This is a genomic window from Paenibacillus sp. J22R3 (assembly GCF_056269305.1).
This window is the reverse complement of the sequence record NZ_JBWDNS010000004.1, coordinates 446,021-460,521: the sequence shown is the minus strand read 5'-3', so window position 1 is coordinate 460,521 and position 14,501 is coordinate 446,021. Positions and strand designations below refer to the sequence as shown.

Sequence of the window (14,501 nt, the reverse complement as noted above, 5' to 3'; positions counted from 1 at the left end):
GAGGCTTACAACGCCGGCTGTTCGATTACCCGATTGTTGCGAATTGTATGTCGTCTTCTATTTCAGAAATTCTTTCAGCTTCGCTACGTTCTCTTCATATTTCTTCTGTTGGAACGCCTGCACCTTATCGAAGCCTGCATCTTTACGTTTCTCTACGAACTCCGCGAACGTTTTGTCGAAGTCTTCATCGGACTTGCTAAGCAGCAGCTTCGGAAGCGTTTTGCCCCATGTTTGAGCGATCTTCGTGTTCGCAATCCCTTCCTCGGAGTTGCCCGTCGGATTGATTTGGTCGTATTGCGAGAAGCTTTGCGTTTTGCCTTTGGTCCAATCTTCCATTTGTTTGGACGGCTCCACGCTCGGCGGCGCCCATTTCAAGTTCATATTGGTATCCATTAGCATCCAGAAGGTATACGATGCACCATACTTCTTATCGAAGGAAGAGCGGTCTTTGTTCAGCAGCTCAAGGACTTCAGGCTTGAACACGTCTTTGCCGTCAGCGGTGTCATACGTAACGCCCGGCTCGCCCATGAACAAGTCTTTGTTGCCTTCTTCACTTATAAGGTAGCTAAGGAAACGGATTGCTCTTGCTTTGTCTTTCACGTTCTTGGAAATAAGCGTTACCGTCCAGCCGGAGATGCCAGGGCCGGCAAGCGTCGGTTGGTCGCCTGCATCATTGCCAGGACCGTCGATAGCGATGTAGACGGAATTCGGATCTTTGGCAAATAGAGCATTCTGTTGTGCGGCAAAATCACTGCGTTGGTACAGCATCGCGAAGTAACGGCCTTGCGCGATTTTCTCTTCCATTTGCGGACGTTTGTCGATGAAGATGTCTTTTGCCAGCAGGTCCATTTCATTGGCTTTGCGGAATGTCTTCAGCCAGCTTACGTACTCCGGATCTGTTACACGGTCATATAACTTGCCGTCCTTCTCATAGGGAACAGCAAGGAAGTTCTGCAGGTAGCCTTCCAGAGAGCTGTTGCCGGTCTCGCCAAACTCATGCAAGCCAAGCGGGATAAGCGGCTGTCCGTTTACTTCGGGGAATTTCTCCTTCGCTGCTTTGAGCGCGTTCAGGAAGCCTTCCTTGGTGCGCATGTCTGGTTTGCCAAGCGCTTCATACATATCTTTGCGTACGACGAACGTTTGGTTCGACGTGTAATCGCGTGCATATTTCTCGAAATCCTTCGGAGAGGACGATGCGTTCGGATACCCGTATACATTGCCGTCTTCTTGGGTGTACCAGGATGTCTTCGCAGGGTCAGCAACCTTGAAGAAGTACGGGTCATACTGATCGGCCAGCTTGTTCAGCGGTTCTACCAAACCGCCCTCGATCATCTTCTTCACGCCGTCCTCATACCAGCCAAGCGTGATGAAATCCGGAAGCGAACCGGAAGCGATCATCGTATTCAGCTTCTCGTTCTCGTTGCCTGCCGGCACGATGAAGTTGACGTTTACGCCGGTTTTCTTCGTGATGTATTGGGAAGTTGCGTCTACGCCCCACTTATTCGGGAACCAAGAGAAGTTCAGATACCAGTCGAACGTGATTGGCGACGTGTCGGCTTTCCAGCCTGGCTCGTCGGCTGATACGGCAGGTTTGTTCTCTGCTGTCGTGTTCTCTGCCGCTGTGTTGTCCGCAGTATTCGTGGCTTTGTTGTTGCCGGCTGCCGCTTCGTTCTTCTTATTGTTGTTGCCGCCGGAGCAAGCCGCCAGTGTGAAGACAAGCGCAAACACTGTCGTTAAAGCAATTAAGCGCTGAACCTTACCTTTTCCCATGTGTTCTACCCCTTTGCTTCGCTTATTATAATGTCTTTGCCGACTTGGAATCCAGCCTGCTAGGACGAATAACCTAACCTTTGATCGAGCCAATCATCATACCCTTGACAAAATATTTCTGCAGGAACGGGTACACCAGCACAATTGGCAGCGTTGTGACCACCATCGTGGCGAGCTTAATCGACTGCGAGGTCACGCTCTTCGTAATGCCGCCCGGCATCGCCGCCATCATAATGTTGGAGCTCGACTGTGCGATAACCCGGTACAGGTACGTTTGAATCGGCTGCAAATCCATATTGTTGATATAGATCATCCCCGTAAAATAATCGTTCCATTGATACACCCCGTGGAACAAAGCGATCGTTGCGATAACCGGCATCGATACCGGAAGGACGACGCGTACGAAGATGGAGAAGTCATTGGCTCCGTCGATCCTCGCTGCTTCCTCAAGCCCAGCGGGAATTTCTCGGAAGAAAGCCAAGAAGATGATGAGATCAAAGAAGTTGAACATGGCCGGAATGATATAAACCAAGAAATTATCGAGCATATGCAAGTCGCGAATAAGCAGATAGAACGGGATGAGACCGCCGCTGAAAAACATCGTGATCGTGCCCAGCAGCATGTAGATTTTGCGTCCGACCAACTCGCGTCTGGAGAAGGCGTAGGCAACCATTGCGGTGAAGAACACATGTGCCGGAACACCGATAACGGTCTTCGCAACCGTTACGCCCATGGCCAGCATAATGCCGGGGTTGTTGAACACGGCTTGGAAGTTATCCAGACTAACCAGACGAGGCCACCAGTAGATGCCGCCGCGCATCGCGTCCTGTCCTTCATTGAAGGCATTGACGAGCACGTACCAGATCGGATAGATCGTCACGAAGCAGATAAGCAGCATGCCGATCGTATTCACGGCATCGAACAGTGCCTCGCCGGCGGTTTTTCTTCGGAGTAGGGATGTAAACATCAGTCGGCGCAACCACCTTATCTTTTATTAAAATAGCGACGTATCGTTTAGCTTCTTCGACACTTGGTTTGCCATAATCAACAGAATCAGCGCGATAATCGATTTAAACAATCCGACTGCGGCCGAGTAAGAATAACGCCCGCTTAAGAGACCGGTTTGATAGACGTACACGTCAATGACGTTGCTCGCGCTCTCATTGAGCGAATTGCGCAGCACGAGAATTTGGTCGAAATTCGAATTCAGAATGCCGCTGACTGCTAGGATGAACAAGATCGCTATCGTACCTTGGATGCTTGGCAGCGTTACGAACCACATTTTCTGAAAACGTCCCGCTCCGTCGATCGTAGCGGCTTCATACATTTCCGGCGAAACGCCTGCGATTGCCGCCAAATAGATGATGGCCGACCAACCGAGTTCCTTCCAAATATCTGATGAGATGACGATCGACCAGAAGTAGCTCGGCTCCGCCAAATAGCTAATCGGTTCATCGATGAAGCCAAGTGCGATAAGGATGTTGTTGATGATACCGACATCGGCAAGCCATGTTGTCAGGATCCCTCCCAGAATGACCCATGAGAGAAAGTGAGGCAGGTAGGAGATGGTCTGAACGAACTTCTTCAGCTTCAGCGAGCGCAGCTCGTTGAGGAAGAGGGCGAAGATGATCGGCAGCGGGAACCCGATGATGAGCTTGATCATGCTCATGCCAACCGTGTTCCAGATGACGCCGGGCAGCTCGTCATCTTCGAGAAACTCGCGGAAATGCTGGAAACCAACCCAAGGTGCATCGTGTACGGAATGGATGATGTCAAATTCCTTAAAGGCGATTATGACGCTGTACATGGGAATGTAGTTGAAAATAACCATCCAGGCCACGCCAAGCAGCGCCATCACCTGCAAATACTTCTGGCCGATCATCTTGCGGATCACTTTCTTGGCCTTGTCCTTCCGGCTTGCCGGCTGCTGCCTCGTAGACAGCTCATAGCTCAGATTGGCGCTCATGCTGGCAGACCTCCAGGGATTGATGTGTTCGATGTAAGTGCTTTCATTCTTCTGGACTTATTGTAAGCCGCGGGGCACTGGCAATATAAGGCCTCAAATTTTGCTTTCGGTCGCAAAATTTCAGGTACCCTCCCTTTGTGTCGCTCTCTGAGCTACTTTTCCACTGTTTTCGGGCAAATAAGACCCGTACGATTCGTTAGAATTTCCTGGATGCCACATCCGCATGTTGATGCGCTCCCAATACAACAAAAAACAGCCCGGGTGCATGATGAGATCATGCTCGCCGGACTGTTTTATGGGATGGTGGATCACTTTGCGCCAATTAATTGTTACGCTGGTTGTTGTTCTGGTTGTTGTTCTGGTTTTTGTGCTGGTTGTTCTGCTGGCTACTGCGGACTCAGCAGGCTCTGAAGCCGCTCCTTGATGACCGGCCACTCCCGATCAAGAATGCTGTAATAGACGGAGTCTCTTACATAGCCGTTCGGATAGATCATGTGGTTGCGAAGCACGCCTTCCTTCACGGCTCCGAGGCGTTCAATCGCCTGCTGGGAGCGCGTATTCCTTGAATCTGTCTTGAGCTGGACGCGGATGGTACCCAGCGTTTCGAAGCAATGCTTCAGCAGCAAATATTTGCATTCCGTGTTGATTGCTGTGCGCCATACACAAGGGGTCAGCCACGTCGAGCCGATCTCCAACCCTCTATTCGCAATAGAGATATCGAACAGCTTCGTGCTGCCAACGATACGCCCTGTTACCCGATCGAAAATTACAAATGGCAACGCCGCCGATTGTGTTAGTGCCTTATTGACATCGGCCTTGGCATCGTCCAGTGTAGCTATGGCTCCAGCAGTAAGCGTCCATATCTCAGGATATCGGCCTGCTTCATAGATACCCTCGACATGCTCGACTGTCATCGGAACCAGCTCTACTTTGTTGCCGGTAAGTGTGATTGGTTTTATGTCCATGGTGATGTTCCTCCCGTGTTGCTATTGAGTTGCGATGGTTGGCTACTAATCTGCTTGCGCAAGATGCCAGCATACGCCTGCCGGATCAATGAGATGAAGTTCGCGGCGGCCCCATGGGAATAGCTTTGGTTCATTCGCGCGCATCGTCGGGAAATGGCCACTCTCTATAATAGATTGGATATGTGTCCACCAGGCATCCAGATCGTCTACAGTCAGGTCCAGCATGTAATTGTCCTGGAATGACTGGTTATGGTGATTTTGAAGAATAAACTCCTGTTCGGATAGTCGGAAGATGCTGATGTCCTGCACGGAAAGGATACATTCGAAGCCAAGTTCCTTGAAGAATCGCTGTGCCAGTTCATAGTCCGCACCAGATGGAACAAATGGTCTTAATTTCGTCGCTTTCATGTCGTCGTTAGCCTCCCTGTCATTTGTGCTAATTAGCAATACAACCCTATTCGCGATAGCCGCGCAATCTCCTTCTACGGCTAGTATTTCGGCATCTTGTGCGCTATACTTGGGCAAATGAAATTTACTGATGATGGATGGGGTGCACCTATGAAAATGAGTCCGCGATTACTGCAGGTTGTGAGCATTTTCTTTATCGGTTACGGCATTATTGATATTTTGTTCGTCAATTGGGTGCTTGGCGTAGTGCTGCTGCTTATCGGTATCTACATGAATTATTCGGCCATCAAGAAGCGCCGTGAGCTGAAGAAACAGTAAAGTTATAGAGAAGCTTAGGCTGAGAGTGCGATTATCGCGCTCTCGGCTTTTTTAATGGAGTTGGCACCATAGACATGAACATATTCAGGCAACTTGCCACAATTCCGTAATAGCTTCCCATTGTGCATCATTTCCCAATGGGCAATAATATAGATATGTTAGTCACCATACAATCTCCATAGAAGAGGTGTGCGCTTAAGCGATCAAATGAACAAACAAAGTTTGCGTGATATTAAACGGGAGGCAACCGGTACTGCCCTTGCCGAAGCGGCGTTCAAGCTTGCCCTTGAACGAGGAATGGATGGTTTCGTCGTCGACGATATTGTTCAAAGAGCCAATTATTCCAGAAGAACGTTTGCCAACCACTTCTCCTGCAAAGAAGAAGCTGTGGCTAGTGCCGCTATAACCTTTCAAAGCTCAGAAGAAGCCGATCATTTGATAGCAGGTATGCCCGATAACAGTTCCCCACTAGACCTGCTGTACCGTTTATTGCAGATGCAGCTTACTGCAGAACTTCTGTGGAAATTGCGGGAGCTCATAACGCTATCGAAACAATCCCCATCGCTTGAACCGTACATCCTCAATGCTCTTCGCCATTTGCAAAAATCATCGCAAGAGATATTGAGCGATTTTGCCAATGGTCGATACCCGGAAGGATACACTCATCTTCTTGCCGGTGCTGTCTATGGGGCATTTATGCCTCTGCTCGATGGCAGCTTGAACGTTCTGCTGCCTGGCCAAACTTCTGAGGAAGTCCCGGGAGCTACCACATTCGATCAATACTTAAACAATATGTTCGGTTACTTACGGCACGGTTTCTAGTGCTTTTACTTCTTGCCACTTTATCTACTCACAAAGGAGAACCAACTTCATTATGTCTACATTTCTTTACAAATTGGGCAAATCTGCTTACGACAGACCTTGGTATTTCATCATCAGTTGGATTGCGATTCTCGGTATTGTACTTGCCTTGCTCGGCGTAAACGGTATACATATCAGTTCCGATATGAAAATCGAAGGCACAGAGTCGCAAAATGTACTCGATCAATTGGCAGCGGAACTCCCGGAGGCTTCAGGCGGTCAAGCCAGTGTCGTATTCACGGCACCTAAGGGCGAACGTCTGGACACTGCGAACCGTTTGAGCCTAATCACCAAAGCCGTTAACGATGTGTATAACCTGGATTATGTGATTAATCCTGCTGAATTGGCTGCAGAAGCCGGTGCATCGGCGGCGGGTAATGATCAAGCAAATGCATTAGCCGGTGAAACTAGCCAAGAGAGTAACGCTTCGCAGTCTGCGACGGTCGAAATGCCTCCTTTTGGCCCTCTATTGAACGATGGCATACCGGTTCCCGGTGTGATGCTCTCATCAGACGGCAGCGTTGCCTTGTTCCAATTCCAATTCACCGTCCAGCAGATGTCGCTTCCCGAATCGGTACCTGATTCCGTCATCCAGGCTATCACTGCCGCAGAAGGGAATGGTTCCGGCATCACTGCGTTACCTAGCGATTCGCTGGAAACGAAGCCCGCACTCGGTTCAACGGAAGCTGTCGGTCTTGTCGTCGCCGCCGTTGTTCTGTTCATGACGCTCGGCTCGGTTGTTGCAGCAGGCTTGCCGCTGTTAACGGCCATTCTCGGAGTTGGGATTAGCGTCGGCGGCGCTTATGCCTTCTCGAAATTCATCCATATGACCGACATCACCCCTGCCCTGGCGCTCATGGTAGGTCTTGCCGTCGGTATCGATTACTCCTTGTTCATCGTGAACCGCCAGCGCCGTATGATGCTCGATCAAGGGCTAAGCTCTCGCGAAGCTGTGAGCCGAGCGGTCGGCACTGCAGGAAGCGCAGTATTATTCGCAGGTTTAACGGTCATTATTGCGCTATGCGGGATGCTCGTAATCGGTATAGCATTCTTGTCCGCCATGGCACTTGTCGCAGCAGCAGCGGTAGTCGTGAACGTACTTATTGCGCTGACCCTGCTCCCGGCGCTGCTCGGATTGGTCGGAGAACGGATTTGCTCTCCGAAAGCGCGTATGAAACAAATTGCTCAAGCTAAAACAAGCAAGCATGGATTCTCGTATCACTGGGTTAAGGGAGTTGTAAAGTTCCGGTGGCTCATAGTGATTGGTGTCATTGTAGTCCTTGGTACAGCAGCAATCCCGGTGGCGAAAATGGAAATGGGCATCCCTTCCGGCGCCTCGGCGAACCTAGACACCGCTTCACGCCAAAGCTATGACGCGATCACAAACGGCTTCGGGGAAGGGTTTAACGGACCGCTTCTTCTGGTCGCTGAACCACAAGACGCCGCTGGCAAAGTCACGCCTGAAACGTTGAATAGTCTTGTTCAGGAGCTCCAGAAGCATGAGAATGTTATGCTTGTTACCCCTATGGGTATTAATAAATCCGGTGATATGGCGATTATCAGCCTCATCCCGAAAACAGGGCCGACTAAGGCTGCTACCAAAAACCTGGTGCAAGATTTGCGTGCACCTGATTCGAAGATTGCACAATCTTACGGTGTTACAATGGGAGTTACCGGATTCACCGCCATTAACATCGATATGTCGTCTAAGCTCGCAGAGGTGTTTCCGCTTTACGTCGGTATCATCGTCATTCTTTCGCTGATTATCCTACTGCTCGTTTTCCGATCGGTGATCGTTCCAATCAAAGCGACCGTCGGATTCCTTCTGAGTGTACTTGCCACTTTCGGGATCACCACAGCCGTATACCAATGGGGATGGCTGCATTCCTTATTAGGCTTTGACACCGGCGGACCGCTGCTTAGCTTTATGCCGATTATGGTTACCGGTATCTTATACGGGCTGGCGATGGATTATCAGGTCTTTCTAGTCACTTCCATGCGTGAGTCTTACGTCCATGGGCATCATGGAGTCGAGAGCGTCATTCATGGATACAATCAGGCAAGCCGCGTGGTTGTCGCAGCAGCCGTAATCATGGTATCCGTCTTCGCAGGGTTTATTTTCGCTCCTGATATTATGATCAAACAGATCGGTTTCGCATTGGCCATCGGCATTCTCATCGATGCTTTTATCGTCCGTATGGCCCTTGTGCCCGCTGTCATGGCCCTCTTCGGCGATACCGCATGGCGCCTGCCGAAATGGTTAGACCGTTCGATTCCGAACTTGGATGTCGAGGGAGATAAGTTAATCGCAGAGTTGAAAGCGAAGGAAAACGTCGGTAAGCTCAAACCTGCTCGAGCTTTGAAATAACCTTCCGCACTATTAATAACGGCCTTGGTCCAATTAGACCAAGGCCGTTATATTATCCATTTGCTTGTTAAATAAATTCAAAACCATAATACGTAGCTGCCGCAAATAGAACCGTCCAGAATGCAAGGCTAGTCGTCATCCAGACGAGAACGTTTTTACGCGGGGCTTTGAAAATCATGGCGAAGACGACAGCGACTTCCGTTCCAATCAGCAGCGGACCGATTATGGCAAGTCCGGGCAGTCCATATTTGACGAACACATGATGAGCACGTTTGCTCTTTTTGCTCTCCTGCGGTTGCGTCTCGTCGACAATCTGTTTTTTGGCCCTCCATTCCTGCCACCTATGGAATAATAAGATCATCAGCAGCACGGTTAACCAATTGCCCGTAAAAGCAAGAATCGTAGACCAGATCGGGTTTAAACCAAGCGCAATAGCCAGCACGACAATCGCCGCCGATTCTATCCAGGGCAGCGCCGACAGAATGATTACCGCCAAGTAAGACCATTCTTTAAGATATTCCTCAAGCATATGGCGCCCCTCCTTGAAATCTTCAACATGGATTAATGGACATCAGATTACCACCGATAACCATTACTTCGCTTGGTTCTCGATAACGCGGAACGCTACAATTCTCTTGATTAAATCGTAGGGTAATGGCTTGTTAAGAGGAAATTGAACCGATCCCTTCGCCATTTTATAAGGTGAAAGTTCCTCTTTAAACCTTTCGATTCCACTAGGCGTAGGATAGAATCCGATATGTTTCTCGAAAGCTGCAAAATGCACCAAGTTTCCATTCAACGCGAATGTCGGCATTTGATAACTGATCTTTTCGGTCGCGTTCGGTGCGCAATCGTGAACGAGTTGTCTCAGCTTGGTAAGGATCTCTTGTCTCTCTCCGTTAAACTGTGCAATATAGTCGTCTATTGTGCTAATTTGTTGTTTCTCCATTCTTCATTATCCTCCTTAAGACTGCTTTTTCAATACCATCAGTTGCCCGATATGGTACGCATTATGAATGCACAAATTTGAAATAACACCCCACCACTGAGCATTGAAGTAGGATGGAATTCTTCTTTCCAGTTTGGACTCCTCGCAATTCCTGATCGTGTCTCGCCAATCCGAAAAACTATTATTTAATCGCTCTATGGTCTCGTTCCAACCTGTTTCATTCATCTTCGTATGATCCAATTTGAACGTTTCATCATTTTCAATATTATACTTCTCGATAACTTCATCGTTAACAAATCGTCTTAGCCACATTTCATTCCAGAAAATGAGATGGTTCACGATCTCCCAGATGGAACTTGAATGACCACTTGTTTTCCGAATTGCTTCATCTACCGATATATCACCTAAAATCGTTGTAGACGATTTAAACCAACTTTCATCGTTATGACAAGCTGCCAACTGATCGAGTAAAATCTCCCTTACGCTAGTCATCGTTATCACTCCCAGAAAGTCCTCAGATTTAATAGTGCCTAAGTAACTATAGTTACTTGCATCTCCATATTCGTGAGAAGCTCATTCAATTCCTTTACTAAAAACAACTCCCGTTACTTCAATAACTAACGGCAGCCGATAATTTCGGCTGCCGTCTATGACTCCCAAACATCTGAAGTAGCTATCTTCGCATAACTCCCACGGCCTATTGATTCGCTAACGGTTGTCAGCGTGGCTATTTCATGAAATGAACACCATCGTAATTTCTAACGGTTGTGAGCGTCGCTATTGATGGCAAAATGGTTGATTCCTAGCTGAAAAGGTCCGAATAAGCCCGCTGGCAACCGTTAGAAAAAATAAACGGGCAATTTAGGCCAAATAACCACTGTCACAACCGTTACAGGTTGGAAGCTGGCTAACACGCAGGTTTCTCGACGATCTACAAACGTAAAAACGTCCTCCTTCGAGGACGTTTACTCGCAGTCATTCACTTCGGGATTTTGGCACCCTTTTTCCTGCTGTTGCGTTAACCTTCCGTCGTTTCGAACCGCATACATTCCCTTCATCCTAGCGCTAGTAAAATACGATTGACACGTTACAATTAGTATCATACAATATATTTGGCTACAAATTGTATCAAAATAACTAATTATGGAGGTTATTTCATGCTAAGTTCGACAGCAAGCTTCAAAAAGCTATCTTTCCTGTTTCTCGCTTTCTGCATGATCTTCCTGCTCGCAGCACCGCTTCAAGCATCGGCGAAGCCTCGCGACGAGCCGAAGAAGCCCGGGCGACTAACCCTGACAGAACTGAATCACGATGTAAAAGAAGGCAAAGGTTCGGTTACGATCACCGTTGAGCGAATTGGCGGTTCAGATGGTGTAGTGACGGTGAACTACTGCAATTGCAGCTTTACAGCTACAGCCGGTGAAGACTTCTATCATGTTTCAGGCGTTCTCGTATTCGGTAACGGCGAAACAAAGAAAACATTCACGGTGCCTATTGTTGATGATTCCACCTATGAGAAGTATCCGGAAGCCTTCAAAGTCTATTTGAAAGAACCAACCGGCGGCGCTACGTTAGGTCTCTTCATCTCCTTCGTTACCATTTGGGATAACGACAAAAAATAAGCTTCAAACGAGGCAGCTGTATTAATGAGCCTATGGCAGGGGCTGTACACTGCCTCACTCCAACTATCCGGATCGAAAGGGGCATCGTTCATGCTCAAACGAAGTTTCGTTCTCCTGCTTTCGCTGTTTATTGCGCTATCTGCCGGAACAGCTGTCCATGCACAATCGAATAACACGACCGCTAAACCCATGATCCTAACTCTGGATGAGCAGCTCCAGACAGGTCAATTTACAGTCACCTTGAACAAAGCGATCACTCTTAAGCAGCTTGAGGCGAATTTCGCTATTCCGAACAAGAAAATTAAGTGGTACACCGAACAATACGGCGGGACCAACAAGTCCTACTACGGGGTAATCGACAAAGCTGTCAAAGGGCATAATTATCCCGTCAAACTTGGCAAAGAGCTTGATCGAGCCCAAACCATCGACCTCAGTCTGCTGTGGCGCAGCGATTATATGGATGGAGAACTGGGTTTCTTCCTGGATATCGGTGTGTTCGAATTAACATCTACCCAGCAAACAAATCCAGAACAGCTTCGGAAATCTATCAAAGCAAACGATGCACCCGTAAACGTAGAGCCGGCATCGGAGAATGATGGATTCCACTGGATCATCACAATCCCGAATGCAAAGCCTTCCGTGAATTACGCGATTACATTTGCTAAACCGATCGTAATTTCAAATACCGTCTACAGCTGGCGTCCCATTGCCGTCAATTTTACGGGCGTCAAACCGGATCTGACTGCCGGCACGATTCAGCTGACCCTTCACATGGATGCGGATCGGGAGCTGTCGCTTCGTGATTTCATCATTACGGCAACACGCAATGATAAGCTTTTCAAGTTACAAAATGTAACCTACAAAGCAGGGATCCTCAGCTTCGCTCCGATTGCCGATCTCACGCCGGAAGACAAGCTGTCGATTCAAATTATAGGTAACGCTGCAAGCAGTGTGTATGGAACCATCAAAGTAACGAATACGTGATGCTAAACTAATGGAGGGATTAAGTTGGTGTTACACCTTGGTAATACCATTGCAGAGCTACGGGAATCCAGGGCAATGAAGCAAGAAGACTTAGCCAGAACGCTGGGGATTTCCAGATCTACGCTCTCGCATTACGAGAAGAACAGAAGGAAACCCCCACTCGACATTATCGTTCTACTAGCAACAACGTTTAACATTCCGGTGGAGCAAATTATTAACGCTCCTGCGAATCAGGAATTGTAGGTCGGTATTCTATTCGCACTTACAATTGCTTCTTACTTAGCTCATACAGTGAAGTGGACGCTGCTCCGCAGCCCCAATCGAAAATCGTAAATTCACCGACCGCCATACCATCGGAATGATTGACATTCTCCATATGAAAGCCATAATCGCTTTCCTTCATATGGGGGTGAACCTGCTCGTACTTTGCCTTCACATCCACATTCTCCGGGCAGTACATCATATAGAACGACGCCTTCATCGCCCAATAGGCTCGATATCGATAGGCTTCATCGCCAGTCGTTTCGTAGTAGCCCATGTAGATGCCGGCAAACAAGCTTTGTCTGGCGTCGTTCCATTCCGAATCGCAATTCATTACGCCGAAGCCGCCAACCGTAGGAACGCTGTGGAAAGGCGGCTGCCAAATTTGCTGGTACAACGATGCTTCAGCCAGCACGACTTGGCCTTGTTCCAGATAATGCGCTTTGCCCGTCAGCAAATATAGATCGCGCATCGCTTCAGCCGTCCAGTACATGCCGAAATTACATTGGCTGTACAAACCGCTCCTTGCATCGCGAACCCCCAGCTGCTTCTGCTCCCACATCCCGGCACATGACCAGTAGGTCTCGAAATCCTCCCAGCGTCCTTCCGCTATCACGTGCTTCTCAAGGAATGCCGCTGCTCGTTCCGCAGCTTCAAGATACTCCGGCTCCGGCCGCAGCCGGTACAAGCTGCATAGCAGCATAATATGCGCTGCCGTTTCCGAACTGACCGTCAGATACTCCGAGCCTTCCAAGGTCTGCGGATGAACCCAGGCCGGGAAGCTGCCGTCTTCTTCTTGCAGCTCAAGCAATGTCTTTGCATAACGATCCACGTAGTCCATGATCCGTTCATCCTTGTTAATATCCCCGTACCACTTCAGCAGCCATATGCTTGTCCATGAGCAATCGAGCAAATGCGCATAATCATTCTGTCCTTTAGGAACACGGGAATGAGACATAATCCAGCGTCCATCCTCCCAGCGATTATCCGGTCCTGCCATATAACAAGCCGGGAACAACCCGTTCGTCTGCGGCGCTGCAAGCGCGAAGGCCAGCGACTTCTCCGCCTTCTGCATCCAGTCCGGTTTGCCCCACGCCTTTCCCCACATCCAGTAGCCATACGCACTGCGAAGACTGCAGAACCAGGCTTGATTCCAGATGCTCTTCTTCTCGCGCCAAACCTCTTCTTGCCCATAACCCGGCTGCTGCCTTGTCGTGACGATGAAAACAACGCCGCCGACTTCCTGACCATCCAGCTCAAACTGCTGCCAGCTGACCGATTCCCACCGTTCGAATGCCCATTCATAGGCATACTTGGCGTAGCGCTCCAGCTCCTTGATTCCGCTATCAGGTTCCACAGCAGTCATTGCGGCGGAAGCAAACCGTTCCCACAGGAAATGTTCAACCGGTCTATAATCTCGCGACACGCCCGCTTCCATTTTCGTCCACTCCACTAGATAGAAGCTAAGCGCAATCGGCGCCTGAACAACCCGCGGCCGAGGCTCCAGCTTATAGTACGTATGACCGGTATCGCGATAATCCGAGACTCCATAGTAGAGCGCATGAGCGGACAAATCATAATCCATAATATGAGGAATAACCCGATTCGAGGCCGACAAATGTGTAAGATCCGGGATCAGCGCGCACATCTTGGACTCATTCTCCAGAATAATGGCCGGTGAACGAAAAACGATATCTCCGATCGTCATCCCTTCAAGCGGCGTAAGATGGGTCTTCCAGCTAAGCTCAAGCCCAGCCTCGACCGGCATCACGAATTGAAATCCACTAAGCAAACCATCAGCCCCAGCGGTTACTTGTACTTCTACGCGGCAGCAGCGATGTTCGGACGTCGTGCTCTGCTCATCCAGAACGGTTACGTTGACTTGACCGCCATTCTCGGATTCACCGCTCCATGCCCTGCGCGTTTCATGCGCCTCTTCAAGTTCGTGCTCGTTCCAGCCCTCATTCCCATGCCATTTAAAACGGAGATGATTATCGATCCAACTGTGCATCATCCAAGTTGCCTCCTC

At 49.1% G+C, this 14,501-nt stretch carries 15 protein-coding genes; 6 read left to right on the top strand and 9 right to left on the bottom strand.

Annotation, left to right across the window (positions count from 1 at the left end; genetic code table 11):
• Positions 1–57: 57 nt before the first annotated feature.
• From AC0YN4_RS20800 to AC0YN4_RS20780, 5 genes are all read right to left on the bottom strand, one after another.
• Positions 58–1,770, bottom strand: coding sequence for a type 2 periplasmic-binding domain-containing protein (locus tag AC0YN4_RS20800; protein WP_475784095.1), 1,713 nt, complete (start codon positions 1,768–1,770; stop codon positions 58–60).
• A 73-nt stretch (positions 1,771–1,843) separates the two neighbouring features.
• The gene (locus AC0YN4_RS20795) at positions 1,844–2,737 is read right to left on the bottom strand and encodes a carbohydrate ABC transporter permease (protein WP_090983350.1); all 894 of its coding nucleotides are present in this window, start codon (positions 2,735–2,737) and stop codon (positions 1,844–1,846) included.
• A 27-nt stretch (positions 2,738–2,764) separates the two neighbouring features.
• A complete protein-coding gene (locus tag AC0YN4_RS20790) occupies positions 2,765–3,736 on the bottom strand; it encodes an ABC transporter permease (RefSeq protein WP_475836650.1) in 972 nt (323 codons plus the stop codon).
• A gap of 386 nt (positions 3,737–4,122) precedes the next feature.
• The gene (locus tag AC0YN4_RS20785; RefSeq protein WP_475784093.1) at positions 4,123–4,701 is read right to left on the bottom strand and encodes a GNAT family N-acetyltransferase; all 579 of its coding nucleotides are present in this window, start codon (positions 4,699–4,701) and stop codon (positions 4,123–4,125) included.
• A gap of 45 nt (positions 4,702–4,746) precedes the next feature.
• On the bottom strand, positions 4,747–5,109 hold the full coding sequence (locus AC0YN4_RS20780) for a VOC family protein (protein WP_475784092.1): 363 nt from the start codon (positions 5,107–5,109) through the stop codon (positions 4,747–4,749).
• A 156-nt stretch (positions 5,110–5,265) separates the two neighbouring features.
• Here AC0YN4_RS20780 and AC0YN4_RS20775 point away from each other — a divergent pair, with 156 nt between their 5' ends.
• The 3 genes from AC0YN4_RS20775 to AC0YN4_RS20765 all read left to right on the top strand — a co-directional run bounded on the left by AC0YN4_RS20775 (position 5,266) and on the right by AC0YN4_RS20765 (position 8,656).
• Positions 5,266–5,427, top strand: coding sequence for a hypothetical protein (locus AC0YN4_RS20775; protein WP_475836649.1), 162 nt, complete (start codon positions 5,266–5,268; stop codon positions 5,425–5,427).
• 207 nt (positions 5,428–5,634) lie between these two features.
• Complete coding sequence (locus AC0YN4_RS20770; protein ID WP_475784090.1) at positions 5,635–6,249, top strand: TetR/AcrR family transcriptional regulator; 615 nt, start codon at positions 5,635–5,637, stop codon at positions 6,247–6,249.
• Between the two features lie 52 nt (positions 6,250–6,301).
• Positions 6,302–8,656, top strand: a complete 2,355-nt coding sequence (locus AC0YN4_RS20765) for an MMPL family transporter (RefSeq protein ID WP_475836648.1) — start codon at positions 6,302–6,304, stop codon at positions 8,654–8,656.
• Positions 8,657–8,723: 67 nt separating this feature from the next.
• On the opposite strand, the gene AC0YN4_RS20760 is transcribed toward AC0YN4_RS20765, so the two are convergent.
• From AC0YN4_RS20760 to AC0YN4_RS20750, 3 genes are all read right to left on the bottom strand, one after another.
• The gene (locus AC0YN4_RS20760) at positions 8,724–9,185 is read right to left on the bottom strand and encodes a small multi-drug export protein (protein WP_475784088.1); all 462 of its coding nucleotides are present in this window, start codon (positions 9,183–9,185) and stop codon (positions 8,724–8,726) included.
• Positions 9,186–9,248: 63 nt separating this feature from the next.
• A complete protein-coding gene (locus tag AC0YN4_RS20755) occupies positions 9,249–9,605 on the bottom strand; it encodes an iron chaperone (RefSeq protein ID WP_475784087.1) in 357 nt (118 codons plus the stop codon).
• Between the two features lie 15 nt (positions 9,606–9,620).
• Positions 9,621–10,097, bottom strand: a complete 477-nt coding sequence (locus AC0YN4_RS20750; RefSeq protein ID WP_475836647.1) for a DinB family protein — start codon at positions 10,095–10,097, stop codon at positions 9,621–9,623.
• A 665-nt stretch (positions 10,098–10,762) separates the two neighbouring features.
• Here AC0YN4_RS20750 and AC0YN4_RS20745 point away from each other — a divergent pair.
• The 3 genes from AC0YN4_RS20745 (at position 10,763) to AC0YN4_RS20735 (ending at position 12,454) form a co-directional block, all read left to right on the top strand.
• A complete protein-coding gene (locus AC0YN4_RS20745; RefSeq protein WP_475784085.1) occupies positions 10,763–11,227 on the top strand; it encodes a Calx-beta domain-containing protein in 465 nt (154 codons plus the stop codon).
• Positions 11,228–11,317: 90 nt separating this feature from the next.
• Positions 11,318–12,211 (top strand): hypothetical protein, encoded by an 894-nt coding sequence (locus AC0YN4_RS20740; RefSeq protein WP_475836646.1) that lies wholly within the window; start codon positions 11,318–11,320, stop codon positions 12,209–12,211.
• 75 nt (positions 12,212–12,286) lie between these two features.
• Positions 12,287–12,454: a helix-turn-helix transcriptional regulator gene (locus tag AC0YN4_RS20735; RefSeq protein ID WP_475784083.1), complete on the top strand. Its 168-nt coding sequence runs from the start codon at positions 12,287–12,289 to the stop codon at positions 12,452–12,454.
• Between the two features lie 19 nt (positions 12,455–12,473).
• On the opposite strand, the gene AC0YN4_RS20730 is transcribed toward AC0YN4_RS20735, so the two are convergent.
• Positions 12,474–14,486 carry a hypothetical protein gene (locus AC0YN4_RS20730; protein ID WP_475836645.1) on the bottom strand — a complete coding sequence of 671 codons (2,013 nt, stop codon included), beginning with the start codon at positions 14,484–14,486 and terminating at the stop codon, positions 12,474–12,476.
• Positions 14,487–14,501: the final 15 nt, after the last annotated feature.

Excerpts from the sequence above, each read along its gene's own strand:
- AC0YN4_RS20785 (WP_475784093.1), bottom strand. The coding sequence starts at position 4,701 with ATGGACATAAAACCAATCACACTTACCGGCAACAAAGTAGAGCTGGTT.
- AC0YN4_RS20800 (WP_475784095.1), bottom strand. The coding sequence starts at position 1,770 with ATGGGAAAAGGTAAGGTTCAGCGCTTAATTGCTTTAACGACAGTGTTT.
- AC0YN4_RS20745 (WP_475784085.1), top strand. The coding sequence starts at position 10,763 with ATGCTAAGTTCGACAGCAAGCTTCAAAAAGCTATCTTTCCTGTTTCTC.
- AC0YN4_RS20795 (WP_090983350.1), bottom strand. The coding sequence starts at position 2,737 with ATGTTTACATCCCTACTCCGAAGAAAAACCGCCGGCGAGGCACTGTTC.
- AC0YN4_RS20780 (WP_475784092.1), bottom strand. The coding sequence starts at position 5,109 with ATGAAAGCGACGAAATTAAGACCATTTGTTCCATCTGGTGCGGACTAT.
- AC0YN4_RS20730 (WP_475836645.1), bottom strand. The coding sequence starts at position 14,486 with ATGATGCACAGTTGGATCGATAATCATCTCCGTTTTAAATGGCATGGG.
- AC0YN4_RS20790 (WP_475836650.1), bottom strand. The coding sequence starts at position 3,736 with ATGAGCGCCAATCTGAGCTATGAGCTGTCTACGAGGCAGCAGCCGGCA.
- AC0YN4_RS20750 (WP_475836647.1), bottom strand. The coding sequence starts at position 10,097 with ATGACTAGCGTAAGGGAGATTTTACTCGATCAGTTGGCAGCTTGTCAT.
- AC0YN4_RS20760 (WP_475784088.1), bottom strand. The coding sequence starts at position 9,185 with ATGCTTGAGGAATATCTTAAAGAATGGTCTTACTTGGCGGTAATCATT.
- AC0YN4_RS20755 (WP_475784087.1), bottom strand. The coding sequence starts at position 9,605 with ATGGAGAAACAACAAATTAGCACAATAGACGACTATATTGCACAGTTT.
- AC0YN4_RS20765 (WP_475836648.1), top strand. The coding sequence starts at position 6,302 with ATGTCTACATTTCTTTACAAATTGGGCAAATCTGCTTACGACAGACCT.
- AC0YN4_RS20735 (WP_475784083.1), top strand. The coding sequence starts at position 12,287 with ATGAAGCAAGAAGACTTAGCCAGAACGCTGGGGATTTCCAGATCTACG.
- AC0YN4_RS20740 (WP_475836646.1), top strand. The coding sequence starts at position 11,318 with ATGCTCAAACGAAGTTTCGTTCTCCTGCTTTCGCTGTTTATTGCGCTA.
- AC0YN4_RS20775 (WP_475836649.1), top strand. The coding sequence starts at position 5,266 with ATGAGTCCGCGATTACTGCAGGTTGTGAGCATTTTCTTTATCGGTTAC.
- AC0YN4_RS20770 (WP_475784090.1), top strand. The coding sequence starts at position 5,635 with ATGAACAAACAAAGTTTGCGTGATATTAAACGGGAGGCAACCGGTACT.